Genomic DNA, 25,162 nt, shown 5'->3' with positions numbered 1-25,162 from the left:
GCCAAACAGTCGCTCGACAAGCTGCTGCCTATGATCGACTGATCAAACGGGTCGTAATCAAAATGCAAAGGGCGCCAATGGGCGCCCTTTTCTTTTTGCGTTTGAATGGGGGCTTTGCCCCCAAAACCCCAAGGATATTTGTGGCCAGATGAAGCGGGCGGAATGTGGTAATCTGGGTCGGAACCAAACTGTGCAGGAGGTCGGATATGGAAAAGGTAAATGGCATCGGTGGCGTGTTCTTCCGCGCGCGCGACCCAAAAGCGCTGAGCGCCTGGTACGAGACACATCTGGGCGTCAACCACTATGACCCCGCCCCCTGGAAGCAGCGCGAAGGCTACACGGTCTTTGCTCCGTTTGCTGAGGACACCGAGTATTTCGGCCGGGCCGAGCAGCAATGGATGATCAACTTTCGGGTCGATGATCTTGCAGCCCTGACTGAACAACTTCAGGCGGCGGGGATCGCTGTGGAAACCAACCCGGACTGGGACAGCGAGGTGGGCAAGTTCGCCCGAATTCACGACCCTGAAGGCAATCCGATTGAACTGTGGCAACCAAATCAATGAGATAGCGGATTTGTATGCCGTTGCATTCATGTAAGTATATGAAATAAAAAGAGAATTGATGTATTCGCTGGATCGCATATAGTCCGTGACACGGTACGGAGCGATCTATGACACCCATTCAGGACCACCCATTGCGCTATGCGTTGGCCAATGAGCTGCATGCGCGGCCCTTTCCGGTTGCTCAGGTGCCCTGCACGGTTGCCTTCCTTGCGATCAAAATGCCGGTTGATGCAGCCGGTCGGGACAAGAGCGACGATATCGCTCATTTGACGGATCTTCTGGATCGTCACGGGGCACCGCATCCGCAGCCCGCAGCAACGCATTATGCGGGCCAGATCGGTCGCCATTGGTTGAAATGGGAACAGCACACCGAGTTTGTCACCTACACGGCCATTACGCCGAACGTGAGCGACCGGGCGTTCAATCCCGCCGATTTTGAAGTCTTTCCGCCTGATTGGCTGATGTCCAGCCCCGGCCAAAGGGTGACCTCGGTTCTGATGCGCGTCGTACCGCGCCCGGATGACGCGCAGATCAGGGCGCAACTGCTGGACTGGTTCGAACCCGAGAGTCTGGCCGTTGCCGGTGTTCTGGATGGCGCGGCAATTTGCGCCAGTGATTTTCGCATCGATCCGGCCGGGCATATGCGCTTTGCCCTGTTTGTCTCGGACGGAACCGGCAACAGGCGCACCGGGCGGGTCATCCAGCGCCTGTGCGAAATCGAGACCTACAAGGCCATGTCGATGCTTGGCTTTGCGCGGGTTAAAACCCTGATGCCGCGCATTGGTGAGTTGGACAAACGGTTGTCCGAGCTGTTGGTCGAGATGACCGACGGCGGCAAACATCCCGACGATCTGCTGCCCGATCTTCTGACAACTTCAACCGAGTTGGAGACCTTGTCGGCCCGCTGTGCCTTTCGCTTTGGGGCCACCGGTGCCTATGAAGCCATCGTAAACCAGCGCATCGAGGTGTTGCGGGAAGAACGGTTTCAGGGTGGGCAGAGCTTTGCGGACTTCATGATGCGCCGATACGATCCGGCCATTCGAACCGTAAAATCCACCGAAAAGCGGCTGCAGACCTTGTCGGACAGGGCAATTCGGGCGGGTGATCTTCTGCGAACGCGGGTGGATGTAGAGCGCAGCGCGCAGAATCAGGCATTGCTGGAAAGCATGGATCGCCGCGCTGATCTGGCCCTGCGTTTGCAGCACACGGTCGAGGGGCTGTCGGTTGTTGCGATCAGCTATTATGCGGTTTCGCTGGTCAGTTACCTGTTGTTCCCGCTGACGTCCGCGGGGTTGAGCAAGGGCACATTGACCGCGCTGATAACCTTGCCTGTCATTCTGGCAGTGTGGTTCGCGGTGCGCCGGATTCGCAAGCGGTTGGAGTGAACGACGCTTGCGCAAGCCCTTGGGCTTTGTAGTAGTGGCCGGGCAGAAAGCCAATCGGAGCGTTCAAATGATCAGTGTTGTGTCGGCATGGCGGGCTGTGACCGCGATGTTCATTCTGAACGGTGCCCTGTTTGGCATCTGGGCGTCCCGTATTCCTGCCGTCCGTGACCACCTGCAACTCAGCCACGAAGACTTGGGCTATGGTCTGCTGTTCATGGCGGCGGGGGCAGTGTGTTCCTTTCCCATCACCGGGCGGCTGACCGACCGGTTCGGGGCAGTTGCGATCACCCGGATCATAGCCGTTCTTTATACCGGGTCCCTGATCCTGTTGGCGATGGCGGACAGTTTCACCATGTTGGCCGCCTTTCTGTTTCTGTTTGGAGCCTTCCACGGGTCGATGGACGTGGCCATGAATGCCTGGGCGGCTGAGGTCGAGCAGGCCTATGACAAACCGCTCATGTCCTCATTCCACGCGATGTGGAGCCTTGGGGCAGGGCTGGGGGCCATCAGCGGATATGCCGCGGTTCAGTTGCAGATGAACGTGTTGCAGCACTTTCTTGCCGCAGGTGCTGTCGTCGTGGCTTTGGCCTTGGCGCTGTCCTGGGTGCAGTGGACGTCTCGCCGGGCAGAACAATCGCATGGCGCGGTTTTTGCCTTCCCGTCCGGCGTGTTGATCCTTGTTGGCTTCACGGCGCTGTGCGGCGCGCTAGGGGAAGGCGCAGTCGCCGATTGGAGCGCCTTGTTCCTGCGCGATGTCACCGGAGCGGCTGAGAGCGTTGCGGCGTTGGGCTATGCGGTCTTCTCGGTCGCGATGGTGGTGTGCAGGCTGGCCGGAGGCTTTCTTATTGCGCGGGTCGGGCCGGTTGCGGCGGCGCGCGGCGGTGGCGTCTTTGCGGCGGTGGGTGTGTTCTGCGTGGTCTGGGCAGGGGCCGCGCCTTTGGCGCTGGTGGGCTTCACTTTGATGGGCGTGGGCTATGCGGTGATCATGCCATTGGCGTTCAGCCGGGCGGCCAATGACCCGCAGATACCGCCGGGGCAGGCCATCGCCAGTGTTGCTACGCTTGGTTATGGGGGGCTGTTGATCGGGCCGCCATTGATCGGGTTTCTGGCCGAGTTGCTGACGCTGCGGATGGCGTTTGCCGTATTGCTGCCGCTTGCCGTTCTGATCGTGGTGTGTGCCGGCGCGCTAAGGCGCGCCGACTGAGTTCGCTTAACGTCCGCGAATACGCGGGTCCAGCGCGTCGCGCAGACCATCACCCAGATAGTTGACGCTGAGCACGGTGAGCGAGATCGCAAGGCCGGGCCAGAACACACGTTCGGGGTATTGCTGCAGGTAATCGACACCATCAAACAGCAGGCGGCCCCAGGTCGGGAAGTCGGGCGGGAAGCCCAGCCCAAGGAAGGACAACGCGCTTTCGGTGATGATCGCCGTGGCAATCCCCAGCGTTGCCGACACCATGATCGGGGACAGCACATTGGGCAGGATATGCCGCGTGATGATCTGCGTGTTGCTGGTGCCTATAGAACGCGCGGCCAGAACGAATTCACGTTCCTTGATCGCCAACACGTCGCCCCGCACGATCCGTGCGGTGGGCATCCACGAGGTGATGCCGATTGCACAGACGATCAGGATGAAAATCCCGCGCTCCAGCCCGAAGGCCGCCGACAAGGGCTCGCGGAACAGCAGCATCATGACCAGCAGCAGGGGCAGAAGGGGCAGGGCCAGGAACAGATCGGTCAGGCGCATCAGTGGCCCGTCGAGCCGCTTGAAGAACCCGGCGACCACGCCGATGAACGAGCCCAGGAACAGCGCCAGCAGCATCGCGGTGATACCCACCGAGACCGAGGTCTGCCCGCCGGACATCATCCGCGCCAGAATATCACGGCCCAGTTGGTCAGTGCCAAACGGGTGTGCCCAGCTTGGCCCCTGATTGCGCGCCCGGATGTCGATCTGCGTCGGATCGATGGTCCAGACATAGGGGCCAAGATAGACGGCAGCGACGATGAAGATGAACAGCATCGCCCCGATCATCGCGCCCTTGTGGGTCTTGAACTGATCCCACACGTCGCGCCACTGACTGCGCGGCGGAGTGGTCAGGTCGTCCATCACGCCTGCAGTTGGCAGGGCGGTGGACGCGGGTGCAATGCCTTCATCCGGGACCAGCGTATCGGTACGATCATGATCAGTCATAGCGAATCCTCGGGTCCAGAATGCCGTACAGCACGTCAGCGATCAGATTGAACAGCACGATCAGCACGGCAAAGATGAAGGTCAGGGTCTGCACCATCGGCAGGTCGTTGGCCTGAATGGCCCCGATCAGCAATTGGCCGATGCCGTTCACCTTGAACACCTGCTCGGTGATGATGGCGCCGCCGAAGATGGCCGGAATACCCAGCGCGATCACGGTGACCACGGGGATCATCGAGTTGCGCAGGACATGCACCATTACGACCGTATATTCACTGAGGCCCTTGGCACGGGCGGTGCGGACGTAATCCTGATTGAGGTTGTCCAGCATTGACGCACGCATGAAGCGGCTAAGCTGTGCCGTGATCTGTAGTGCCAGAACCATGACGGGCATGATCATCTGTTTCAGCTGCAGCATGAAGCTGTCCCAACTGTTGACCACAAGAGTTGTGTCATAGATCGACGGGAACCAGCCCAGTTGCACCGAGAAGATCACGATCACCAGAACGCCCGAGAAAAACGGCGGGACCGAGAAGCCGACCATCGACACGAAGGTGCCCATCTGGTCGAACCACGAATACTGGCGATAAGCGGAATAAATGCCGATGGGCAGGGCGATCAGGATGGCGACCACATAGGCGGTGCCGACAACCCACAGGGTCTGCGGGATACGCTGAACGACGATGTCCATGACGGGCGAGCGGGTCTGCCACGAAATCACTCGCAGATCACCTTCCGAGAAGGTGGTGCCGAACATATGGTCGACCAGCACCTGCGGTTCGATCCAGAAGAACTGCACGATCCATTTCCAGAACCTGATATGCATCGGCTGGCCAAGGCCAAGCGCCTCGCGCATCTTCTCTTTGACTTCGGGGGGGACGGTAAGCGGAACCTGCGCCATCGGGTCGCCGGGTGCGAGTTCGAGGAGCAGGAAGATGACGAGGCTGATGAACAGCAGCGTGGGTACGGCCAGCACCAGTCGTCTGATGGTAAAATTGAGCATTAAGAGGCGCCTTTATATGCGTCTTCTTGTTGGAGTGGTGTGCAAAGGGCCGCGCCCCGAAGATCGGGGCGCGGCTTTGCAAGGCTAACGCTTAGGAACCGGTCTTGCGGTACCAGTCAGCGATATTCCAAAGTTCGCTGTCCCAAACGTTCAGGACCACGCCACCCAGCGTGTTTGCATGTGCCGACAGACGACCACGGTGCACCAGCGGGATCATGCCGCCGTTCTGAACCATGATATCGTTCAGCTGCTTCGCGATCTCGGCACGAGCCTCCAGACCGGCGGTTTCGGCCAGCTGACCATGCAGCTTGTCGAACTCTTCGTTGCAGAAGCGGCTGATGTTCTCACCCTGCCACTGCGTGTCCGGACGCGGAGCTTTGTCGCACAGGCCGTTGCCCAGATAGGACTGCGGGTCGGTGCCGTTGAAGGTGTTGGCGTACATTTCAACGTCGGCGTAGAACTTCTGGAACGTGTCGGGCGAACCCGGATCACCACCGAAGAAGACCGATGCGTTGATGTTGCGCAGTTCGGTTTCAACACCGATCTGGCTCCACCATTCCTTGATCAGCGCCTGGAAGTCCTGACGGACGGCGTTGGTCGAGGTCTGATAGACGATTTTCAGCGGAACGCCGTCTTTTTCACGAACGCCATCGCCGTCGCTGTCCACGATACCGGCATCATCCAGCAGCTTCTTCGCGCCTTCGATGTCCTGCGTGTCGCAGCTCATCGAGGTCGAGTTGAACGCAGCGGGGGCCGGAACCCAGTTACAGGTCACTTTACCCGCCTGACCGTAGCCGATCTCAACCAGCAGCGGCCGGTCGATTGCCATGGACAGCGCCTTGTAGACGGCCGGGTCCTGCAGGAACGGGTGCGGATGCGCAGCCGTCGAACGCTCACCTTCCGGCAGGTCGGGCGACGGGTTGGTCTGGTTCAGCATGATACGCTCGACCAGCGGGCCAAAGCCTGCGACCGGGGTGCCCTTGCCGCCTTCTTGCATCTGCGCGATCACTTCGGGCGCAAGCTGCAGGTTCCAGGCGTAATCGAACTCGCCGGTTTCCATGACCGCACGACCGGCAGCCGTTGCATCGCCGCCGCCCTTGAAGGTCACGGTCGCGAAGGCCGGTTTCGCCGGGTCACGATAATTGTCATTGGCTGCGAATGTGATCACGTCGTTCGGCTTGAACTCGGTGACGACAAACGGGCCGGTTCCGATCGGGTTAAAGTTCTGGTCGGTGCATTCCGGGGCCTTCGCACCCAGGCAGTCTGCGAACTGAGCGGCCTGAATGATCGGGCTTTCACCGCCCACGAACGGGCCGTAAGGGAAGGGGGTCGGTTTGTCGAAAGTGACTTTGACGGTCAGATCATCCACCGCTTCGACCGAGGTGACGCCCTCGAACTTGGTGACCTGAGCACAACCGCCTTCCGGGTGCATGCAGTAGTCAGCAGTGAATTTCACGTCTGCCGAAGTGAACGGAGTGCCGTCCGACCAGGTGATTCCCGGTGCGATCTTCCATGTGATCGAGGTCAGATCCTCGCTGACACCACCATTTTCGACGGTCGGAATTTCCGATGCCAGGAAGGGCACCATGTTGCCGTCCTGGTCGTAGCGCGCCAGCGGTTCGATCACCAGCGAAGCTGATTCCACATCCTTGGTACCGCCCGACAGGAACGGGTTCAGGATCGAGGGTGCTTGCCAATAGATGATGCTTACATTGCCGTCCGAGCCGCGCTCGGCAAAGGCCATTGGGGCCATCGCCGTGCTTGCGATCGCACCAAGCAAAAGGGCTTTGATTTTCATCATACACTCCATGTTGGACACTTGCGTGTCTCGATTTTCTCCGCAAGGCCTGCGGATTAGGCGTTGCCGCAATGGGGGTAAGACGCTGATTTCATATCGCAAAATCAGTTCGCATTTTTGTGATGCCGTATTCTCCCCAACACGGTTACGCGAGGTATCGAAACAGAACTTTGGAAAAAAGCAAGGGTTGCCGTTGGGAAAAATTGCGACGGGTTTGACTTTTCCCGCCTCAGCGCCTTAGCGTCGGGCATTCGAACAAATCAGCCTGCCAAGGGGAGTGCGCACGTGCTGGACCAACCTATTGCCCAGATAAAAAAACTTCGGGTCGAGTTCCAAACCAAGGATGGCCCCGTGGTGGGCGTCGAGGATGTCTCGTTCGAGGTGAAGCCCGGCGAAACCGTTTGTATCGTTGGCGAATCCGGGTCCGGAAAGTCTGTTTCTTCACTGTCTTTGATGCGGCTGGTCGAGTTTGGCGGCGGCGAAATCGCGGGCGGAGAATTGCTGTTTGATCGCCGTGACGGGGACGAAATGGACCTGTCCAAAGCCGATCAGGATCTGATGAAACAGATTCGCGGCAACGAGATCGGAATGATCTTTCAGGAGCCGATGACAGCCCTGAATCCGGTTTTCACCGTGGGCCGACAACTGACCGAAGGTCTGCGCATCCACAAGAATATGTCCAAGACTCAGGCCGAAGAACGCGCCCTTGAACTGCTGCGTCAGGTGCGGATTCCCGAGCCGGAACGCCGTTTGAAGCAATATCCGCATGAACTGTCCGGCGGAATGCGGCAGCGCGTTGTGATTGCGATGGCAATGGCGTGTGAGCCCCGGCTTTTGATCGCGGACGAACCGACCACGGCGCTGGATGTGACGATTCAGGCCGAGATTCTGGCCCTGATGGACCGGTTGAAGCGGGAAACCGGCACGGCGGTGATGTTTATCACCCATGACATGGCTGTGGTGGCACAGATGGCCGACCGCGTGGTGGTTATGTTCCGTGGCAACAAGGTCGAGGAAGGCACCGTCAAGGAAATCTTCGAAAACCCGCAGCATGATTACACCAAGGCGCTGTTGGCTGCGGTGCCCAAGCTTGGGGAAATGCAAGGGAAATCCGCGCCTGAGCCGATGAAGCTGCTGGGGGTAGAAGGCCAGACCATCGCCCCGATTCCCGGCACCGAAGAGGTGCTGCTGACGGTCAAGAACCTGACCACACGCTTCCCCGTCAAAGGCGGGTTGCTGCGCCGCACGATTTCGAACGTTCACGCGGTCGAAGATGTGTCCTTTACGTTGAATCGCGGCCAAACGCTAAGTCTTGTGGGCGAATCAGGCTGCGGCAAGTCCTCGGCCGGGAGGTCGATCCTGCGTCTGGTTGAGCCGATGGCGGGCGAGATCGATCTGGATGGCGTCGATATCATGAAACTGGACCCCGGCGGCCTGCGCAAGGCGCGGCTGGACATGCAGATGATCTTTCAGGACCCGTTCGCCTCGCTGAACCCGCAGATGCAACTGGTCGATCAGGTGGCCGAACCGATGCGCAACTACGGTGTTGCTACCGGGTCGGAACTGCAGGACCGCGTGGCGCAATTGTTCGACAAGGTACAACTGCCGCGCAGCTTCATGCGCCGCTTCCCGCACGAGATGTCGGGGGGTCAGCGCCAGCGGATCGCGATTGCCCGCGCACTGGCCCTGAACCCCAAGCTGATCATCGCGGATGAGGCGGTCTCGGCGCTGGACGTGTCGGTGCAGGCGCAGGTGCTGAACCTGATGATGGAACTGCAATCCGAACTCAGCCTGTCATACCTGTTCATCAGCCACGACATGGCCGTGGTCGAGCGGGTCAGTCACCATGTCGGCGTCATGTATCTGGGCCGGATCGTCGAGCTTGGGCCGCGCGCGCGGGTGTTCGAGAACCCTCAGCACCCCTATACGCAGGCGCTGATGAAGGCGGTTCCGATTGCCGATCCAAACCAGCGGAAATCGGAAAAAGACCTGAATTTCAAACCGATCCCGTCGCCAATTCATCCAATCGACTACACGCCTGAACCCTCGGTCTATCATGAGGTCGAACCGGGCCATTTCATCCTGACGACGGATAGCGGGTACTAGGATCCATGGCACAGCGCCTGACGCCGCTTGAGATCATGACCAAGCTGATCTCGTTCCCGACTGTAAGCCGTGACACCAACCTGCCGCTGGTCGATTGGGTCGAAAGCTATCTGCGGGAACATGGGATTGAACCTCATCGCTGGCCCGATCCGGACCAGCCGCACAAGGCGGCCGTGTTTGCCCATGTCGGCCCGTGGGAAGAGGGGGCTGTGGTCCTGTCCGGCCACACGGATGTGGTGCCGGTGGATGGGCAACCCTGGGACACTGATCCTTTCACCGTTGTCGAAGAAGACGGCAAATATTTCGGGCGCGGCACCTGCGATATGAAGGGGTTTGATGCGCTGGCCATCTGGGCCTTGGTCGAAGGCCAATACGCAGACCTTAAACGCCCGCTGCAACTGGCGCTGAGTTTCGACGAAGAGATTGGCTGCACCGGCGCGCCGCCCATGATCGAGGCGATGCAGGGCGTTCTGCCCAAAGGCTCTGCCGTGATTGTGGGTGAGCCTTCGACAATGCAGGCGGTCACAGGGCACAAGGGCAGCTTTGGCTATGACACCCATATGGTGGGGTTCGAGGTCCACAGCTCGATCATGCACACCGGCGTCAACGCGATCATGCAGGCGGCGCCCTTGATCGATTGGGCGAATGATCAGAATGCACGCAATCAGGCGGCAAAGCCCAGCGATACCGCAGCGGTGTTCAACCCGCCATGGTCGACCCTGCATGTGGGCATGATCGAAGGCGGTACGGCGCATAACATCACCGCCAAGGATTGCCGGTTCATGATGGACTTCCGCATTGTCCCGGACGAACGAAAGGCCGATTGGCGCGACGCGTATTTCCAGCAGGTGCGCGAGGTCGAGGCGCGGATGCAGGCGGTCCACCCCGAGGCACGGATCGACCTGTCCGAGAACTTCTCGATTCCCGGTCTGGCGCCGGAAGAGGATGGGGAGGCCGAGGCCCTGGTCCGCGCCCTGACCGGCGATAATGCCAGCCACGTGGTCAGCTATGGCACCGAGGCGGGCCAGTTTCAGGAGGCAGGCTATTCCGCCGTCATCTGCGGCCCCGGCGACATCGCGCAGGCGCATCAGCCGAACGAGTTTATCTCGGTCGCGCAGTTCGAAGCGGGCCACGCATTCATGAAACGGTTGCTGGAAAAGCTGACGGGCTAACCCGCCAAAGGAGGCACGACATGCCGGTAAAAAACAGACTTGCCGAGATGCATGGTGAAATCACCAAATGGCGTCGTCACCTGCATGCGCATCCCGAACTCATGTATGACGTCCACGAAACCGCGGCTTTTGTTGTTGAACGGTTGAAGGAATTCGGCGTCGATGAAATCACGCCCGGTATAGGCAAAACCGGCGTCGTGGCAGTGATCAAGGGCCGTACAGATACCAAGGGTCGCGTGATCGGGCTGCGCGCCGATATGGACGCCCTGCCGATCGAAGAAGCGACGGGGCTGGACTATGCCTCGACCGTTTCCGGCAAGATGCACGCCTGCGGGCATGACGGCCACACCTCGATGCTGTTGGGGGCTGCGCACTATCTGGCCGAGACGCGGAATTTCGATGGCACCGTGGTACTGATCTTTCAGCCTGCCGAAGAAGGCGGGGCCGGGGGCTTGGCCATGTGTCAGGACGGGCTGATGGACCGCTGGAACATTCAAGAGGTCTACGGGATGCACAACATGCCCGGCCTTCCGGTGGGCGAATTTGCCATCCGGCCCGGTGCTTTGCTGGCATCATCGGATGAGTTCGAAATCACCGTTACGGGCAAGGGCGGCCATGCAGCGGCCCCTCATGACGCGGTGGATACGACGCTTGTTGCGTCGCATATTGTTGTGTCTTTGCAATCGGTTGTCTCGCGCACGGTGGACCCGATCAAATCGGTTGTTCTGACTGTCGGCACTTTTGAAACAGACAGTTCCGCGTCGAACGTGATTGCGCATACCGTCCGGCTGAAAGGCACCGTCAGAACGCTGGATCCGGAATATCGTACCATTGCCGAAGACCGCGTGCGCCGGATTGCCGAGGATACGGCCTCGGCCTTTGACGCATCGGCGCAGGTGAAGTGGAACCCCGGCTATCCGGTGACTGTGAATTCCGAGGCGGAAACAACCTATGCCGCCGAAGCCGCCGCAGCCGTTGCGGGTAAGGTGAATGACAGCACCGATCCCATCATGCCATCGGAAGATTTCGCCTACATGCTTGAAGAACGGCCCGGAGCCTACATCTTTGTTGGAAACGGGGACACGGCCATGTGCCACCACCCGGAATACAATTTCGATGACGACGCGATTCCCGCCGGCTGCAGCTGGTTTGCCGAGATTGTGGAACGACGATTGCCCATCGCCTGATAAGGGAGAATGACATGCCGATCAGAAACCGCCTTGCAGAACTGCACGATGAGATTACCGGCTGGCGGCGCGACATTCACGAACACCCCGAGATCCTGTACGACACCCACCGCACCAGCGCCCTGGTGGCCAAAAAGCTGAAAGAGTTCGGCTGTGATGAGGTTGTCACAGGCATCGGCCGTACCGGCGTGGTCGGGATCATCCGGGGCAAGACAGATACACAGGGCCGTGCGATTGGGTTGCGGGCGGATATGGATGCGCTGCCCATGCAAGAACAGACCGGGCTGGATTATGCCTCGAAAACCGCCGACGCGATGCATGCCTGCGGTCATGATGGTCATACGGCGATGGTTCTGGGCGCTGCAAAGTACCTGGCCGAGACGCGCAATTTCGACGGCACGGCAGTTGTGATCTTTCAGCCTGCGGAAGAGGGCGGCAACGGGGCCGAGGCCATGTGTCAGGACGGTTTGATGGACCGGTTTGGCATTCAGGAAGTCTATGCGATGCATAACGTGCCGGGCCTGCCCACGGGCCAATTCGCCATCCGCTCGGGGCCATTGCTGGCGGCGGCGGACGAGTTCGACATCCATCTGGAAGGTCATGGCGGGCATGCGGCCAAACCGCAGGAAACGGTGGACACCACGGTGATGCTGTCTCAGCTAATCGTGGCCCTGCAAACGGTTGTGTCGCGCAATGCCGATCCGATCCAGCAGGGTGTGTTGTCTGTGACCTCGGTCGAGACATCTTCGAAAGCGTTCAACGTGATCCCGCAATCGGCCCGGGTGCGGGGGACGGTGCGCACGCATTCCAACGAAATGCGCGAGATGATCGAAAAGCGGCTGAGCGAAGTTGCCACCGGCATCGCCGCCACGATGGGCGGCACCGCAAGCGTGACCTACAACAAAGGCGTTCCGGTCACGATCAACGCCGAAGAGCAAACCGGCTATGCAGAAGAAGCCGCGATTGCTGTTGGTGGAAGTTGCGGCGAGGCCCCAATGGTGATGGGGGGCGAGGATTTCTCATTCATGCTGGAAGAACGCCCCGGCGCTTTCATCATTCTGGGCAATGGCGACAGCGCCGGGCTGCACCACCCCGAATATAATTTCAACGACGAGATCATCCCAATCGGATGCTCGTGGTTTGCCGAAATGGTCGAGCGCCGGATGCCGGCGGCTTGAAGTAGGAGAGAGAAAGAATGCCAGTTAAGAACCGCTTTGCCGAATTGCAGAACGAAATCACCGAATGGCGACGCGATCTGCATGAGAACCCCGAGATTTTGTTCGAAACGCATCGCACCAGCGCAGTAGTGGCCGAGAAACTCAAGGAGTTCGGTTGCGACGAGGTCGTCACCGGTATCGGCCGCACTGGCGTTGTCGGCGTGATCAAGGGCAAGTCCGACAGCAACGGCAAGGTCATCGGTCTACGCGCCGACATGGACGCGCTGCCGATCCATGAGGCGACGGGATTGGACTATGCCTCAAAAACGCCCGGCGCGATGCATGCCTGTGGGCATGATGGCCACACGGCGATGTTGCTGGGGGCTGCGAAGTACTTGTCGGAAACGCGCAATTTCGACGGCACCGTTGTCGTAATCTTCCAGCCTGCCGAAGAAGGCGGCGGCGGTGGGCGCGAAATGTGCGAAGACGGCATGATGGATCGCTGGAACATTCAGGAGGTCTACGGGATGCACAACTGGCCCGGTAAGCCGGTTGGCAGTTTCTCGATTCGTCCGGGCTCGTTCTTTGCGGCGACCGATCAGTTCGATATCACCTTTGAAGGGCGCGGTGGTCATGCGGCGAAACCGCAGGAGACGGTGGATACGACTGTCATGACGGCGCAGGCGGTGCTGGCATTGCAGACCATTGCATCGCGCAATGCGGACCCGATTGATCAGGTGGTGGTGTCGGTGACCTCGTTCGAGACGTCATCCAAGGCGTTCAACGTGATCCCGCAGACGGTGCAGATCAAAGGCACTGTGCGCACGATGAGCAAGGAGATGCGCGATCTGGCCGAAAAGCGGATCAACGAGATTTGCAACGGCGTGGCGGCGACGTTCGGCGGCACTGCGGACGTGACGTATATCCGCGGCTACCCGGTCATGGTGAATAGTGACGAGCAGACCGCGTTTGCCGCAGACGTGGCCCGGTCTGTTTCCGGCGACTGCGAGGATGCGCCTTTGGTGATGGGCGGCGAGGATTTCGCGTTCATGCTCGAAGAACGCCCGGGGGCGTATATTCTGGTTGGCAATGGCGACACGGCCATGGTGCACCACCCGGAATATAACTTTAACGACGAGGCCATTCCCGCCGGGTGCAGCTGGTGGGCTGAGATTGTCGAGCAGCGGATGCCGGCGGCCTGATGGAGAGGGTGGGGGCTCTGCCCCCACACCCCCGAGATATTTTTAGCCAGATGAAGAGGGATCCTGCGCCTTTTGGGTGAGTCTCAGATGGGTGCAGAGCGTTTCAACGACTGCATCCAGCGCGTCCTTTTGGGTAGAGACGCAGGTTTGGGCTGCCGCGCGCGCGCGGGTCAAGGCGGTGTCATCTGATAGCCAGGTTTCGACGGCATCGGACAGGTCTTTGGCGGTCTGGACCTCGATTGCGCCTTTGGATTTGACCAGTGGGGCGAAAGTTTCCGCGAAGTTGAAATAGCCCGGTCCGGTGATGACCGCGGCCCCGGTCTGGGCGGGTTCGAAGGGGTTGTGGCCGCCGATCTGTTTGAGTGATCCGCCAAGAAAGACTATGGGGCTTACAGCGTACCAAGTGCCGGTTTCGCCGAGCGTGTCGGCGACATAGACTTGGGTTTGGTCGGTGATCGGCTCTCCAGCGGCGCGGAAGGCGGAGGGTAGATTGGATTGACGCAGAAGGGCGGCAACGTCGCCTCGGCGCTCGGGGTGACGGGGGATCAGCAACAGCAGAAGGTTCGGCCAGCGTTCCAGCAAAGCCTTGTGCGCCGCAAGTACCGTTTCCTCTTCACCGTCATGAGTGGAACTGGCGATCCAGACGGGGCGATCTGCAATTTGCGCGCGTATCTCGTCCAAGGTTGCGCTGTCCACGGGCAGCGGGTCGGACATGGCCTTGATGTTGGTGCCGGGTTTCACCCGGTCGGCTTGCGCACCCATGGCAATCAGGTTGTTGGCGGTCTTTTCGTTCTGTGTCAGAAACAGACGGAATTTGTCCAGAAGGAAGCGCGCCGTTTTGGGGCGCTTCTTCCAGCCTTTGACGGACCTCTCGGACAGGCGCGCGTTGAGCAGGGCAAGCGGCACGCCCCGTCGAGCGCTTTCGACGATCAGGCGTGGCCATATTTCGCTTTCGACAAAGATCCCGGCGTCGGGTGCCCAATGGTCCAGGAAGCGTTTAACCGGGCCGGCGGTGTCCAGCGGCGGGTACTGGTGGCGCGCACGGGCTGGCAGGCGCTTTTCGATCAAAGCGGCAGATGTCGGGGTGCCCGAGGTTATCAGGAACTCGGCATCGGGCAGGCGTTCGCCCAGCTTCTTGATCAGGCTCAGAACCGACAGGCTTTCACCGACACTGGCCGCGTGAAACCAGATCAGGCGGCCTTGCGGGCGGGTCAGGCTGGCGTGGCCGAGCCGTTCCTGTTGACGCTGTGGGGGGACGTCAGCGGCCTGCAGTTTGCGGCGCACCGTGCGCCAGACCAGAGTTGAGGCAATCGTCGTCAGGCCGCAATACAGCCGGTATAGCAGCGTTGGGTGGCCGGGCATGTCAGCCGCCCGTGTGGCTCATGTGGCGGCTCATCTGGCCATCGACGGCCTGACGGGAATAGTCGAAATCATGCCCCTTGGGTTTAAGGGTGATGGCTGCGCGGATCGCGTCTTCAAGCTGTGCTTCGCTGTCGGGGTGGTCGCGCAGCGGGGCGCGCAGATCGGCCATATCCTCTTGTCCAAGGCACATATACAGCTCACCCGTGCAGGTCAGGCGCACGCGGTTGCAGCTTTCGCAGAAATTGTGGGACAGGGGCGTTATGAAGCCGATCTTCTGGCCTGTTTCCTCCAGCCGGACATAGCGCGCCGGGCCGCCGGTGCGCTCGGCCAGATCGGTGACGGCATAGTGGTTTTCGTATTCCTTGCGCACGTCTTTCAGCGACCAGTACTGATCCAGGCGATCCTCGTTGCCGATATCGCCCATTGGCATGACCTCGATCCAGGTCAAGTCCATGTCACGCTCTGCGCACCATTCGGTGATGCGAGGCAGTTCCGGCTCGTTGAAGCCTTTCAGGGCCACCGCGTTGATCTTGACCCGCAACCCGGCCTTTTGCGCTGCGTCGATGCCGTTCAGCACCTGTTTCAGTCGACCCCAGCGGGTGACTTTGGCGAATTTGTCATCGTCCAGCGTATCAAGCGAGACATTCACCCGCCGCACACCCGCCGCGTAGAGATCGTCGGCAAAGCGGTGAAGCTGTGAGCCATTGGTGGTCAGCGTCAGCTCTTTCAGCGCGCCGCTGTCCAGATGACGGGTCATGGCATTGAAAAACGTCATGATATTGCGCCGCACAAGGGGTTCGCCGCCGGTGATACGCAGCTTTTCGACGCCCATCTTCACAAAGGTGGAACACATCCGGTCCAGCTCTTCCAGCGTCAGAAGGTCTTTCTTGGGCAGGAAGGTCATGTTTTCGGACATGCAGTACACGCAGCGAAAATCGCATCGGTCGGTTACCGAGACGCGCAGATAGGTGATGGCACGGGCGAAGGGATCAATCAGCGGAGCAGTCATGCGCTATAGGTAGATGTGGAACCGGTCCACGACAAGAGCGAACTGCGCTTTGGGCTGGAACAGATGGGTGTTGGGCTGTAGGTAAGACGGATGAGGTATTTTCTTGTTTTCCTGTGCGTTCTGGTCACAGGTTGCGATGCGGTTCGGTCAACAACGGATCGCGTTTTTGGCCGGAACGAAGCAGCGCCAGAGGTGGAAGCCGAAATTACGGAAGCCACACCCGAGCCCGAGCCGGTTGCTGCCCGCGCCGATTGGGTGGGCCCCAGAACGACCATTGCAGGATTGGGCGATCCGACGACGCCAGGCCGCTGGATGCAAACGCCGCTTGTGGACACTGAGGTAACCGCACGTGTGGTGGTGCCTAGAACCGGTGCGCAGGCTTACATCACATTGGTGCCGTCGCGCGGGCCGGAAGGCGGCGGCAGCCAGCTTTCATTGGATGCGATGCGCGCATTGCTGGTTCCGCTGGATGAGTTGGTTGAGGTCGAAGTCTACGCCAACTGATCTTTCAGGTATTTCCCGGCTTCACGCCGGGCAAAGGGTTTCATGGCATCCCCATGTTGGTCCAGAAAGGCCAGAACGCGCGGGGCGTCGTGTTTGGACAGCTCGCGCAGCCACCAAGCAATGGCTTTCTGGATGAACCAGTCGCGGTCCGGGACATAGATGGCGGCCCAGCCAAGGATACGGTCCCGGCGGGCCAGATCATCCGGTTTCGGGTGGTTCTGCTTGGTCCAGGGCAGGGTGGCAACCAGCGCCGCGCGGCGTGTCCACATATGGTCCGAGGTCGTCCAGCCCTCGACCTGATCCAGACGCGTGGGGTCGGCGGATAGCCGTTTTTGCATTGCCATACAGGCGTGGTCGGCAACGGCCCAGGCATCGAAATCCGGCAGCCAGCTTTCCAGCAACGCCCACACTGCGTCGTCCGGTCGGATGCGCGCCTGCGTCAGCAGCTTGGCAGCCGCCAGACGGGCTTCGTGCACATTGGTCTGCCACAGGGTATCTGCCAAATGGATGCGCGCGGGCACGTCTAACATTTGCCGCCACGCTTTGGAAAGGTCGTTCAGAACCGGGTTGGCGACGCCCAGATAGGGGCGGTCCGCCTTGTGGTACGCTGCCATCTGCGCGGCCTTTTCTGCGTCGGCATGGGCCTTTATCGCGGCAAGGGCGTCGTCCAGTGTCATCGGTCCAGCTTATGCAGAAGATGTGCGCGCACCGTAGGCCATTCCGGTGCGGCGATTGAATAGACGGCCGTGTCGCGCAGGGTTCCGTTGGCCATCACCATATTGGCCCGAAGGATGCCATCCAACTGCGCCCCCAGCCGCTCGATAGCCTGCCGGGATTGAGTGTTCAGCCGATGGGTGCGGAATTCGACCGCATGGCAGGACAGATCCTCGAAAGCGTGGCGCAGCAACAGGAATTTGGCTTCGGTGTTCAGGGGCGTGCGCTGAACCGCGCGCCCAATCCAGGTCGAGCCGATTTCGACCCGTCGGTTGACCTCATCGGTGTTCATGTAGGTGGTCATCCCAATTGGGTTGCCGTCTGGTGTCATGACCGTAAAGGGCTGCATATCGTGCAACCCAATGCGGCGGGCGATTTCGGCGTCCATCCCCTCGACCGTGGGGATGGAGGTATACCAAAGCTGCCCCAGATCCGCTGCCGCCGCTTTCAGAGCCTCTGAATGCGCGGGGTCAAGCGGTTCCAGCCGGACATGAGTGCCAACAAGCGAAACAGGGGCGGGCCAGGTCATTCCACCGTCACCGATTTCGCCAGATTGCGCGGTTGGTCCACATCCGTGCCTTTGGCGACGGCCGTATGATAGGCCAGCAATTGCGCCGGGACCGAATACAGAATCGGGGCGAGGCTGGGGTGGATATGCGGCATGCGGATCGTGCTCCAGACGCCGTCCTCGGCCTCGGCAATGCCATCGTCATCGGACACAAGGATGACCTTGCCTTTGCGGGCCATCACCTCTTGCATGTTCGAGACCGTCTTGTCGAAAACCGTATCCTTCGGGGCCATCACCACAACCGGCATATGCTTGTCGATCAGCGCGATGGGCCCGTGTTTCAATTCGCCCGAGGCATAGCCTTCGGCGTGGATATAGCTGATTTCCTTCAGCTTCAGCGCACCTTCCATCGCTAGCGGGTACATCAGACCGCGTCCCAGGAACAGCACGTCGCGCGCCTCGGACAGGCGCTGGGCGGATTTGCGAATGGCGCGGTTCTGATCCAGCGCTGCGTTCAGGACCGAGGGCAACCCACGCAGGGCGGCGGCGTGATCGGCCAGATCCTCCTCCGACATCGTGCCCCGGTCGGCCGCGGCCTTCAGTGCCAGCATCAGCAGCACGCTCAGTTGGCATGTAAACGCCTTGGTCGAGGCAACGCCGATCTCGACCCCTGCATGGATGGGCAGCGCCACATCGCTTTCCCGCGCAATCGAGCTTTCGGGGACATTGATGACCGACACAATCTTGTCTGCCTTGCCCTCGCAATAGCGCAGCGCGGCCAGTGTATCGGCGGTCTCGCCCGACTGGCTGACGAACAGCGCCATGGTCCGGTCGGTGATGGGTGGTTCGCGATAGCGGAACTCGCTGGCGATATCGACCTCGACCGGCAGTTTCGCCAGTTGCTCGAACCAGTATTTCGCGGTCAGGCAGGCATAAAAGGCCGTGCCGCACGCGACCATGGTCAGGCGGTCCAGCTTGGTGAAATCCAGATCGGTGTCTGGCAACACGACCCGGTCGCCGCCAGTGGGCAGGTAGGATCGGATCGCCTCGGCCACGACGACGGGCTGTTCGGCGATTTCCTTGGCCATGAAATGCTTGTGCTCGCCCTTATCGGCGCGTGCATGATCCAGCTTGATCTTGCGCATCTCACGATTGGCCAGTTCACCGGTCTCGTTGCGGATTTCCAGCGAGGTGCGGGTCAGGACCGCCCGGTCGCCTTCTTCAAGATAGGTGATCTTGTTGGTCAGCGGCGCCAGCGCAATCGCGTCCGAGCCAACATACATCTCACCATCTCCGTGACCAATCGCCAGCGGCGAGCCCTTGCGCGCAGCCACGATCAGGTCATCCTGACCGTCGAACAGAAAGGCCAGCGCAAACGCGCCCTGCAACTGGTCGATGGTTTTGAACGCGGCCTCAACCGGCGACAGTCCGGTATTCAGCAGATGTTCAGCCATCAGCGCGACGGTTTCGGTGTCGGTTTCGGTTTCGAACCCGATCCCGTGCTCTGCCAGTTCGGCGCGCAATTCGCGGTAGTTCTCGACGATCCCGTTGTGGACAACGGCAACCGGCCCGGCCTTGTGCGGGTGGGCATTGTTGACCGAAGGCGCGCCATGGGTGGCCCAGCGGGTGTGCCCGATGCCGGATTTGCCGGGCAAAGGGTCATGCACCAGCAGATCGCTTAGGTTGACCAGCTTGCCGACGGCCCGCCTGCGGCCCAAAGCTCCGTCATTCACGGTTGCAATACCGGCGCTGTCATAGCCGCGATATTCCAGCCGTTTCAGGGCCTCAACCAGAATAGGGGCGGCTTCATGCTGTCCCAGAACACCAACAATTCCACACATAAAATCAGGCCTCTTTATCGCGGCGAGCCTTTTTCGCCTTTAACATATCAAACAATTTGCGCGCATAGCCGGGTTTGTTGTCCTGTCGGGCGCGGGCCACGGCCAGCGCATCCGCCTCGACATCCTTGGTCACGACCGTACCTGTTGCCGTCATTGCGCCATCACCAAGGGTCACAGGGGCCACCAGCATCGTGTTCGAACCGATGAACACGTTTTCACCAATCGTGGTCTTGTGCTTCATCACGCCGTCATAGTTGCAGGTGATCGTACCCGCCCCGATATTTGTTGCCGCCCCCACCGAGGCATCACCGATATAGCTGAGGTGATTGACCTTCGCGCCCTCGGCGATCTCGGCGTTTTTGATCTCGACAAAATTGCCGATCCGCGCGTTTTCGGCCAGTTCCGCGCCGGGGCGCAGGCGGGCATAGGGGCCGACAATGGCACCCCGGCTGACATGGCAGCCTTCCAGATGCGAAAACGCCCGGATCGTCGCGCCGCTTTCCACGGTAACGCCAGGGCCAAAAATCACGTTGGGTTCGATCACCGTATCCCGCCCGATCACCGTATCGGCAGCAAGGTAGACCGTTTCCGGAGCCATCAGGGTCACGCCCAAATCCAGCAGTTCGGCGCGCGCCTGTGCCTGAAACACGGCATCTGCAGCGGCAAGGTCGGCGCGGGAGTTCACGCCCAGCGTCTGTGCCTCATCACAGGCAACCGCCGTCACGCTCAGGTCGCGGCTGCGGGCGATTTCGACCACATCCGTCAGATAGTACTCACCCGAGGCATTTTCATTGCCTACCGCATCGATCAACGACATAAGCGTCAGCGCATCGCATGCCAAAAGGCCCGAGTTGCAGAAGTTTATTGCGCGTTCTTCATCCGATGCGTCCTTGAATTCGACAATCCGCTCCAACGTGTCGCCGTTCACGACCAAACGGCCATAACGCGCCGGATCGGCCGCTTCGAACCCGAGGATCACCAAATCGTTCTTGGCCCGCGCTTCGATCATCCGCTCCAGCGTGTCGGGCTGCAAAAACGGTGTGTCCCCATACAGGACCACGACGTCACCCTCGAACCCCTGCAGCGCCTCACGCGCTTGCGCAACCGCATGGGCGGTGCCCAGTTGTTCCTCCTGCACCGCGATCTGGGCGGTCTCGTCCTCGGCCTGCGCCACCTTGGCGACGGCCTCGGCCCCGTGGCCTGTGACGATCACGGTGCGCTCGGGCGACAAGACCGATCCGGCGCGCATGGCGTGGATCAGCATCGGAACCTGAGCGATTGGGTGCAGGACTTTGGGGATGTCCGAATTCATCCTGGTGCCTTTCCCGGCGGCAAGGATGACAAGGGCAGTGGTCATGAAATCGTTTTCTCTTTGTGTTTTGTTGCCGTCCGTTTTATCCGCTGAGGGCAAAGGCGCAAGCCGTTCGGCCATCAAACTAGATTGCCGTTTGCAACACGACATGGCGGAAACCTGCCGAGCAAGGAGGCGCAATGCGCACGGTCATCTTCGATCTGGACGGGACTTTGGCGGATACGTCGGGCGATTTGCTGGCCGCGGCGAACCACTGTTTTCGCAAGATGGGGCATGGGGATGTGCTGGTTCACGGGCAGGATGCGGGTATCGCCGTGCGTGGCGGTCGGATGATGTTGACCCACGGTCTGAAACGGGTCGGGGCCTTTGATGAGGGCACAGTAGACGCCTACTATCCCGTGCTGCTTGAGGCCTATGCCAAAGACATCGACACCCATACACATTTCTATCCCGGCGCGTTGGACGCGGTCGAGGCGTTGAAAACCGCAGGTTATGGCGTTGGGATCTGCACCAACAAACCGGAACGGCTGGCGGATCAATTACTGAGCCAGATGGGCGTGCGGGATCAGTTTGCCTCATTAGTTGGTGCGGATACCTTGTCGGTGCGCAAACCAGACCCTGAACCCTTACGCGAAGCCGCGCGGCGCGCTGGCGGGCATCCCGATCTGTGCGTTCTGATCGGAGATTCGGATACCGACCGCAATACCGCACGGGCCGCCGGAGTCCCCTCGGTGCTGGTAACATTCGGCCCCTCAGGAGACGACATGGCAGCGTTGCAGCCCGAAGCGCTGCTGCATCATTTCGATGACCTGCCAGAAATGGTGGCTGATCTGATCGGTGCGGCTGCATGATCTCTTGACCCGAACCGGATGCGACCCCAGAACTGAGCCATGACAGAGACATTCACCGGTAGTTTCACCCAGCAAGAGCCAATCCCCGATGAGGCAATCGACGCGGCGATGGCCGTCCTGCGCCATGGGCGCTTGCATCGTTACAATGTCGCGCCCGGTGAATTGGGCGAGACCGCGTTGCTGGAACAGGAATTTGCCGCTCAGATGGGGGCTAAATACTGCCTCGCCGTGTCGTCCGGTGGCTATGCGCTGGCCACCGCGTTGCGTGCCGTAGGAGTGCAGCCCGGCGATCCGGTGCTGACAAACGCGTTCACGCTGGCTCCGGTGCCGGGATCGATTGCCTCGGTTGGGGCCAAACCCGTTTTCGTTGGGGTTACGGAAGACCTGACCATCGATCTGGACGATCTTGAGGCCAAGCTGGATCAGGCACGCGTTTTGATGCTGAGCCATATGCGCGGTCATCTGTGCGACATGGACCGGCTGATGCGGATGTGCGACGCGGCCGGTGTAACCGTGATCGAGGATTGCGCCCATACGATGGGGGCAGCCTGGCGCGGTCAATTGTCGGGTCGTCAGGGCGCGGTTGGGTGTTATTCGTGCCAGACCTACAAGCACGTCAATTCAGGTGAGGGCGGTTTGCTGATCACCGATGATGAAGAACTGGCGGCCAAGGCCACCATGCTGTCGGGGTCCTATATGCTGTATGAACGCCATCTGGCCGCACCGGGGCCTGAGGTGTTCGAGCGGATCAAGTACACCACCCCCAATGTCTCGGGTCGCATGGACAATCTGCGCGCGGCCATCCTGCGCCCGCAGTTGCGGGATCTGGACCGGCAGGTTGAGCGTTGGAACGAACGATACCGCGCCGTCGAGGCCGGTCTGCGTGGCACGCCGGGGCTGACCGTGGTCGAGCGCCCGAAGGCCGAGACCTATGTGGGCTCGTCGATTCAGTTTCTTCTGTTGGACTGGTTGCCCGAACGTATCGCAGAGGTGATCAGCCGCTGCGCCGCGCGCGGGGTCGAGTTGAAGTGGTTTGGCGGGGCCGAGCCAACCGGTTTTACCTCGCGCTATGACAGTTGGCGCTATGTGGACAGCGAGCGGATGCCAAAATCGGACCGCGTGCTGGCGGGTGTGATGGACATGCGGGTTCCACTGACCTTTTCGTTGGAGGATTGTCAGTTGATCGCGCGCATCATTCGGGCCGAGGTCGGGGCGGTCTACCAATCGTGATCCAGCGGAGTGCGCCTGCGGCGCACGCTTGATGTTTGCAAAACGCCGCCCCGCATGGGCGGCGTTTGTGCGTTTTGGGGCCGATATCCTTACGGTGATTGACCGGTTGCAGATTCGCTGCTATCCAGTTATTGAACACTTGTTCATTAATTCTCGGGAGGAGCCCGCCAATGTTCATGGCGACTATGAAATTCGATCTTGGCGAAGACGTGAACGCGCTGCGTGAAATGGTGCATCGCTGGGCGCAGGAACGGGTCAAGCCGATGGCCGCTGATATTGACGCGTCCAACGAATTTCCCAACGAGCTATGGGCTGAAATGGGTGAGCTTGGCCTGCTGGGCGTCACTGTGCCCGAGGAATATGGCGGTGCCGGAATGTCCTATCTGGCCCATACGATTGCTGTGGAAGAAGTGGCGCGGGCATCAGCCTCGGTTTCGCTGTCCTATGGCGCGCATTCAAACCTGTGCGTCAATCAGATCAAGCTGAACGGCAATGAAGAACAAAAGCGGAAACACCTGCCGCGCCTGATCTCGGGCCAGCATGTGGGGGCGTTGGCGATGTCCGAACCCTCGGCCGGGTCGGATGTGGTCTCGATGAAGCTACGGGCGGAAAAGCGCAACGACCATTACCGTCTGAACGGCAACAAATACTGGATCACCAACGGGCCGGATGCGGACACTCTGGTCGTTTATGCCAAGACCGACCCGGATGCCGGATCCAAGGGCATCACCGCGTTTCTGATCGAAAAAGAGATGAAGGGTTTCTCGACCTCGCCCCATTTCGACAAGCTGGGGATGCGCGGGTCGAACACGGCGGAACTGATCTTTGAAGATGTCGAGGTGCCGTTCGAAAACGTTCTGGGCGAAGAAGGCAACGGCGTTGCGGTTCTGATGTCGGGTCTCGACTATGAACGTGTCGTGTTGGCCGGGATCGGAACCGGCATCATGGCGGCCTGTCTGGATGAAATCATGCCCTATTTGTCCGAGCGCAAGCAGTTCGGCAAACCGATTGGCAGCTTCCAACTGATGCAGGGCAAGATCGCCGATATGTATACGGCGATGAACTCGGCCCGTGCCTATGTCTACGAGGTGGCCAAGGCCTGTGATCGTGGGGATGTGACCCGTCAGGATGCGGCTGCGTGCTGCTTGTATGCGTCCGAAGCGGCGATGACCCAGGCGCATCAGGCGGTTCAGGCGATGGGCGGGGCGGGGTTCCTGTCGGACGCGCCGGTCAGCCGGATTTTCCGCGACGCCAAGCTGATGGAGATCGGCGCCGGCACCAGCGAGATTCGCCGGATGCTGATTGGCCGCGAGTTGATGAGCGAGATGCAGTGAACAGAATGCCTCGCCGGTTCCGGACCGGCGAGGCGTTTGCGGGATCAGAACTGATGGACGTAGGACACACCGACCAGCCATGGATCGATTTCGGCGGTACCAATGTCGGCACCGTCCAGTGTCACGTCCGAGTCGATGTCGAACCAGCGCACATTCAGCCGGACGGCACCTTTTTCAGTGACCATATAGTCCAACCCGGCCTGCAGCGAGACACCGAACGAGTTATCGACCTTGAGCTCGCCCAGATCGGACTGCTCGTCAAAGAAGATGGTATAGTTCAGACCGGCACCGACATAGGGCTTCCAGGCGCTGTTGGTCGGGAAGTGATAGTTCAGCGACAGGGTGGGGGGCAGATGTTTCACACTGCCCGCGTCGATACTGCCGCCGAGGGTAATGTCATGGCTGAACGGGGTTGCGGCCAGCAGCTCGATCCCCAGGTTGTCGCGAATGAAATACTCGGCGGTAAAGATCGGGCGGGTGTCGGCATCGATCTCGGCGTCGGAGTTTGCGATCGTTCCGTTGTCGGATTTCGGGTCCAGGTATCCGACACCGACACCAAGGGTCCAGTCGCCTTGCGATTGAGCAAACGCGGGCACGGCCAGTCCGGCCAATGCGGTAGAAAGGGTCAAAGCGACGAGCGTTTTGGTCATAATCTTGCCTTTGGTTTTGTTGACGCCCCGGATGTGGCAGGCTGGGCCGCGTCACACTCTGATCTGCATCAAGTTTCGGTGTGGCG

Annotated in this window: 22 protein-coding genes; 12 read left to right on the top strand and 10 right to left on the bottom strand. The window is 60.2% G+C overall.

The window, feature by feature from the left end:
* The first annotated feature begins 206 nt into the window (after nucleotides 1–206).
* From ACR0E6_RS07935 to ACR0E6_RS07925, 3 genes are all read left to right on the top strand, one after another.
* Complete coding sequence (locus ACR0E6_RS07935) at nucleotides 207–563, top strand: VOC family protein (protein ID WP_170621339.1); 357 nt, start codon at nucleotides 207–209, stop codon at nucleotides 561–563.
* Nucleotides 564–670: 107 nt separating this feature from the next.
* Nucleotides 671–1,948 (top strand): DUF3422 family protein, encoded by a 1,278-nt coding sequence (locus ACR0E6_RS07930; RefSeq protein ID WP_480582168.1) that lies wholly within the window; start codon nucleotides 671–673, stop codon nucleotides 1,946–1,948.
* Between the two features lie 67 nt (nucleotides 1,949–2,015).
* The gene (locus ACR0E6_RS07925; RefSeq protein ID WP_480582166.1) at nucleotides 2,016–3,152 is read left to right on the top strand and encodes an MFS transporter; all 1,137 of its coding nucleotides are present in this window, start codon (nucleotides 2,016–2,018) and stop codon (nucleotides 3,150–3,152) included.
* A 6-nt stretch (nucleotides 3,153–3,158) separates the two neighbouring features.
* Here ACR0E6_RS07925 and ACR0E6_RS07920 read toward each other — a convergent pair whose 3' ends face one another.
* The 3 genes from ACR0E6_RS07920 to ACR0E6_RS07910 form a co-directional block, all read right to left on the bottom strand.
* The gene (locus ACR0E6_RS07920; protein WP_170451997.1) at nucleotides 3,159–4,139 is read right to left on the bottom strand and encodes an ABC transporter permease; all 981 of its coding nucleotides are present in this window, start codon (nucleotides 4,137–4,139) and stop codon (nucleotides 3,159–3,161) included.
* Nucleotides 4,132–5,139 carry an ABC transporter permease gene (locus ACR0E6_RS07915; protein WP_170523487.1) on the bottom strand — a complete coding sequence of 336 codons (1,008 nt, stop codon included), beginning with the start codon at nucleotides 5,137–5,139 and terminating at the stop codon, nucleotides 4,132–4,134. The genes ACR0E6_RS07920 and ACR0E6_RS07915 overlap by 8 nt, the downstream gene beginning before the upstream one ends.
* 91 nt (nucleotides 5,140–5,230) lie before the next feature.
* Entirely contained in the window at nucleotides 5,231–6,937 is a 1,707-nt protein-coding gene (locus ACR0E6_RS07910; protein WP_170451993.1) for a peptide ABC transporter substrate-binding protein, read from the bottom strand.
* Nucleotides 6,938–7,222: 285 nt separating this feature from the next.
* Between ACR0E6_RS07910 and ACR0E6_RS07905 the strand changes: the two genes are divergently transcribed.
* From ACR0E6_RS07905 to ACR0E6_RS07885, 5 genes are read left to right on the top strand one after another with little or no spacing between them, the layout of a single operon-like run.
* Nucleotides 7,223–9,043, top strand: coding sequence for an ABC transporter ATP-binding protein (locus ACR0E6_RS07905; protein ID WP_170451991.1), 1,821 nt, complete (start codon nucleotides 7,223–7,225; stop codon nucleotides 9,041–9,043).
* Nucleotides 9,044–9,048: 5 nt separating this feature from the next.
* Nucleotides 9,049–10,215: an acetylornithine deacetylase gene (gene argE, locus ACR0E6_RS07900; RefSeq protein ID WP_170523493.1), complete on the top strand. Its 1,167-nt coding sequence runs from the start codon at nucleotides 9,049–9,051 to the stop codon at nucleotides 10,213–10,215.
* A gap of 20 nt (nucleotides 10,216–10,235) precedes the next feature.
* Complete coding sequence (locus ACR0E6_RS07895; protein WP_480582162.1) at nucleotides 10,236–11,402, top strand: M20 aminoacylase family protein; 1,167 nt, start codon at nucleotides 10,236–10,238, stop codon at nucleotides 11,400–11,402.
* 14 nt (nucleotides 11,403–11,416) lie between these two features.
* Nucleotides 11,417–12,580, top strand: coding sequence for a M20 aminoacylase family protein (locus ACR0E6_RS07890; RefSeq protein ID WP_170621346.1), 1,164 nt, complete (start codon nucleotides 11,417–11,419; stop codon nucleotides 12,578–12,580).
* A 17-nt stretch (nucleotides 12,581–12,597) separates the two neighbouring features.
* Entirely contained in the window at nucleotides 12,598–13,761 is a 1,164-nt protein-coding gene (locus ACR0E6_RS07885; RefSeq protein ID WP_170451983.1) for a M20 aminoacylase family protein, read from the top strand.
* A gap of 42 nt (nucleotides 13,762–13,803) precedes the next feature.
* Here ACR0E6_RS07885 and ACR0E6_RS07880 read toward each other — a convergent pair whose 3' ends face one another.
* Complete coding sequence (locus ACR0E6_RS07880) at nucleotides 13,804–15,123, bottom strand: 3-deoxy-D-manno-octulosonic acid transferase (protein WP_480582160.1); 1,320 nt, start codon at nucleotides 15,121–15,123, stop codon at nucleotides 13,804–13,806.
* Between the two features lies 1 nt (nucleotide 15,124).
* Nucleotides 15,125–16,132, bottom strand: a complete 1,008-nt coding sequence (gene moaA, locus ACR0E6_RS07875) for a GTP 3',8-cyclase MoaA (RefSeq protein ID WP_170523508.1) — start codon at nucleotides 16,130–16,132, stop codon at nucleotides 15,125–15,127.
* Between the two features lie 90 nt (nucleotides 16,133–16,222).
* Here moaA and ACR0E6_RS07870 point away from each other — a divergent pair, with 90 nt between their 5' ends.
* Nucleotides 16,223–16,636, top strand: a complete 414-nt coding sequence (locus ACR0E6_RS07870; RefSeq protein ID WP_480582158.1) for a hypothetical protein — start codon at nucleotides 16,223–16,225, stop codon at nucleotides 16,634–16,636.
* Here the strand turns inward: ACR0E6_RS07870 and ACR0E6_RS07865 are convergent.
* Genes ACR0E6_RS07865 through glmU form a run of 4 tightly spaced genes read right to left on the bottom strand, consistent with a single transcriptional unit; the run spans nucleotide 16,624 to nucleotide 21,056 of the window.
* Nucleotides 16,624–17,313, bottom strand: coding sequence for a DNA alkylation repair protein (locus tag ACR0E6_RS07865; RefSeq protein WP_480582156.1), 690 nt, complete (start codon nucleotides 17,311–17,313; stop codon nucleotides 16,624–16,626). The genes ACR0E6_RS07870 and ACR0E6_RS07865 overlap by 13 nt on opposite strands.
* Nucleotides 17,310–17,879, bottom strand: coding sequence for a GNAT family N-acetyltransferase (locus ACR0E6_RS07860; RefSeq protein ID WP_480582154.1), 570 nt, complete (start codon nucleotides 17,877–17,879; stop codon nucleotides 17,310–17,312). The genes ACR0E6_RS07865 and ACR0E6_RS07860 overlap by 4 nt, the downstream gene beginning before the upstream one ends.
* On the bottom strand, nucleotides 17,876–19,699 hold the full coding sequence (gene glmS, locus ACR0E6_RS07855; RefSeq protein ID WP_480582152.1) for a glutamine--fructose-6-phosphate transaminase (isomerizing): 1,824 nt from the start codon (nucleotides 19,697–19,699) through the stop codon (nucleotides 17,876–17,878). Before glmS ends, ACR0E6_RS07860 begins: the two co-directional genes overlap by 4 nt.
* 4 nt (nucleotides 19,700–19,703) lie before the next feature.
* Nucleotides 19,704–21,056: a bifunctional UDP-N-acetylglucosamine diphosphorylase/glucosamine-1-phosphate N-acetyltransferase GlmU gene (gene glmU / locus ACR0E6_RS07850; RefSeq protein WP_480582150.1), complete on the bottom strand. Its 1,353-nt coding sequence runs from the start codon at nucleotides 21,054–21,056 to the stop codon at nucleotides 19,704–19,706.
* A 134-nt stretch (nucleotides 21,057–21,190) separates the two neighbouring features.
* Between glmU and ACR0E6_RS07845 the strand changes: the two genes are divergently transcribed.
* The 3 genes from ACR0E6_RS07845 to ACR0E6_RS07835 all read left to right on the top strand — a co-directional run bounded on the left by ACR0E6_RS07845 (nucleotide 21,191) and on the right by ACR0E6_RS07835 (nucleotide 24,426).
* On the top strand, nucleotides 21,191–21,862 hold the full coding sequence (locus tag ACR0E6_RS07845) for an HAD-IA family hydrolase (protein ID WP_170451967.1): 672 nt from the start codon (nucleotides 21,191–21,193) through the stop codon (nucleotides 21,860–21,862).
* Between the two features lie 39 nt (nucleotides 21,863–21,901).
* Nucleotides 21,902–23,092: an aminotransferase class I/II-fold pyridoxal phosphate-dependent enzyme gene (locus ACR0E6_RS07840; RefSeq protein WP_170621361.1), complete on the top strand. Its 1,191-nt coding sequence runs from the start codon at nucleotides 21,902–21,904 to the stop codon at nucleotides 23,090–23,092.
* A gap of 170 nt (nucleotides 23,093–23,262) precedes the next feature.
* Nucleotides 23,263–24,426 carry an isovaleryl-CoA dehydrogenase gene (locus ACR0E6_RS07835; protein WP_480582148.1) on the top strand — a complete coding sequence of 388 codons (1,164 nt, stop codon included), beginning with the start codon at nucleotides 23,263–23,265 and terminating at the stop codon, nucleotides 24,424–24,426.
* Nucleotides 24,427–24,470: 44 nt separating this feature from the next.
* Here ACR0E6_RS07835 and ACR0E6_RS07830 read toward each other — a convergent pair whose 3' ends face one another.
* Entirely contained in the window at nucleotides 24,471–25,076 is a 606-nt protein-coding gene (locus tag ACR0E6_RS07830) for an OmpW/AlkL family protein (protein WP_480582146.1), read from the bottom strand.
* Between the last annotated feature and the right edge of the window lie 86 nt (nucleotides 25,077–25,162).

It is taken from the genome of Ruegeria sp. AP12 (assembly GCF_056540025.1).
The sequence above is the reverse complement of the archived record's forward strand: the minus strand, read 5'-3'. Positions and strand labels throughout refer to the sequence as shown.

Excerpts from the sequence above, each read along its gene's own strand:
- ACR0E6_RS07935 (WP_170621339.1), top strand. The coding sequence starts at position 207 with ATGGAAAAGGTAAATGGCATCGGTGGCGTGTTCTTCCGCGCGCGCGAC.
- ACR0E6_RS07830 (WP_480582146.1), bottom strand. The coding sequence starts at position 25,076 with ATGACCAAAACGCTCGTCGCTTTGACCCTTTCTACCGCATTGGCCGGA.
- ACR0E6_RS07860 (WP_480582154.1), bottom strand. The coding sequence starts at position 17,879 with ATGACCTGGCCCGCCCCTGTTTCGCTTGTTGGCACTCATGTCCGGCTG.
- ACR0E6_RS07915 (WP_170523487.1), bottom strand. The coding sequence starts at position 5,139 with ATGCTCAATTTTACCATCAGACGACTGGTGCTGGCCGTACCCACGCTG.
- glmU (WP_480582150.1), bottom strand. The coding sequence starts at position 21,056 with ATGACCACTGCCCTTGTCATCCTTGCCGCCGGGAAAGGCACCAGGATG.
- moaA (WP_170523508.1), bottom strand. The coding sequence starts at position 16,132 with ATGACTGCTCCGCTGATTGATCCCTTCGCCCGTGCCATCACCTATCTG.
- ACR0E6_RS07880 (WP_480582160.1), bottom strand. The coding sequence starts at position 15,123 with ATGCCCGGCCACCCAACGCTGCTATACCGGCTGTATTGCGGCCTGACG.
- argE (WP_170523493.1), top strand. The coding sequence starts at position 9,049 with ATGGCACAGCGCCTGACGCCGCTTGAGATCATGACCAAGCTGATCTCG.
- ACR0E6_RS07885 (WP_170451983.1), top strand. The coding sequence starts at position 12,598 with ATGCCAGTTAAGAACCGCTTTGCCGAATTGCAGAACGAAATCACCGAA.
- ACR0E6_RS07840 (WP_170621361.1), top strand. The coding sequence starts at position 21,902 with ATGACAGAGACATTCACCGGTAGTTTCACCCAGCAAGAGCCAATCCCC.
- ACR0E6_RS07895 (WP_480582162.1), top strand. The coding sequence starts at position 10,236 with ATGCCGGTAAAAAACAGACTTGCCGAGATGCATGGTGAAATCACCAAA.
- ACR0E6_RS07925 (WP_480582166.1), top strand. The coding sequence starts at position 2,016 with ATGATCAGTGTTGTGTCGGCATGGCGGGCTGTGACCGCGATGTTCATT.
- ACR0E6_RS07910 (WP_170451993.1), bottom strand. The coding sequence starts at position 6,937 with ATGAAAATCAAAGCCCTTTTGCTTGGTGCGATCGCAAGCACGGCGATG.
- ACR0E6_RS07835 (WP_480582148.1), top strand. The coding sequence starts at position 23,263 with ATGTTCATGGCGACTATGAAATTCGATCTTGGCGAAGACGTGAACGCG.
- ACR0E6_RS07870 (WP_480582158.1), top strand. The coding sequence starts at position 16,223 with ATGAGGTATTTTCTTGTTTTCCTGTGCGTTCTGGTCACAGGTTGCGAT.
- glmS (WP_480582152.1), bottom strand. The coding sequence starts at position 19,699 with ATGTGTGGAATTGTTGGTGTTCTGGGACAGCATGAAGCCGCCCCTATT.
- ACR0E6_RS07845 (WP_170451967.1), top strand. The coding sequence starts at position 21,191 with ATGCGCACGGTCATCTTCGATCTGGACGGGACTTTGGCGGATACGTCG.
- ACR0E6_RS07865 (WP_480582156.1), bottom strand. The coding sequence starts at position 17,313 with ATGACACTGGACGACGCCCTTGCCGCGATAAAGGCCCATGCCGACGCA.
- ACR0E6_RS07930 (WP_480582168.1), top strand. The coding sequence starts at position 671 with ATGACACCCATTCAGGACCACCCATTGCGCTATGCGTTGGCCAATGAG.
- ACR0E6_RS07890 (WP_170621346.1), top strand. The coding sequence starts at position 11,417 with ATGCCGATCAGAAACCGCCTTGCAGAACTGCACGATGAGATTACCGGC.
- ACR0E6_RS07920 (WP_170451997.1), bottom strand. The coding sequence starts at position 4,139 with ATGACTGATCATGATCGTACCGATACGCTGGTCCCGGATGAAGGCATT.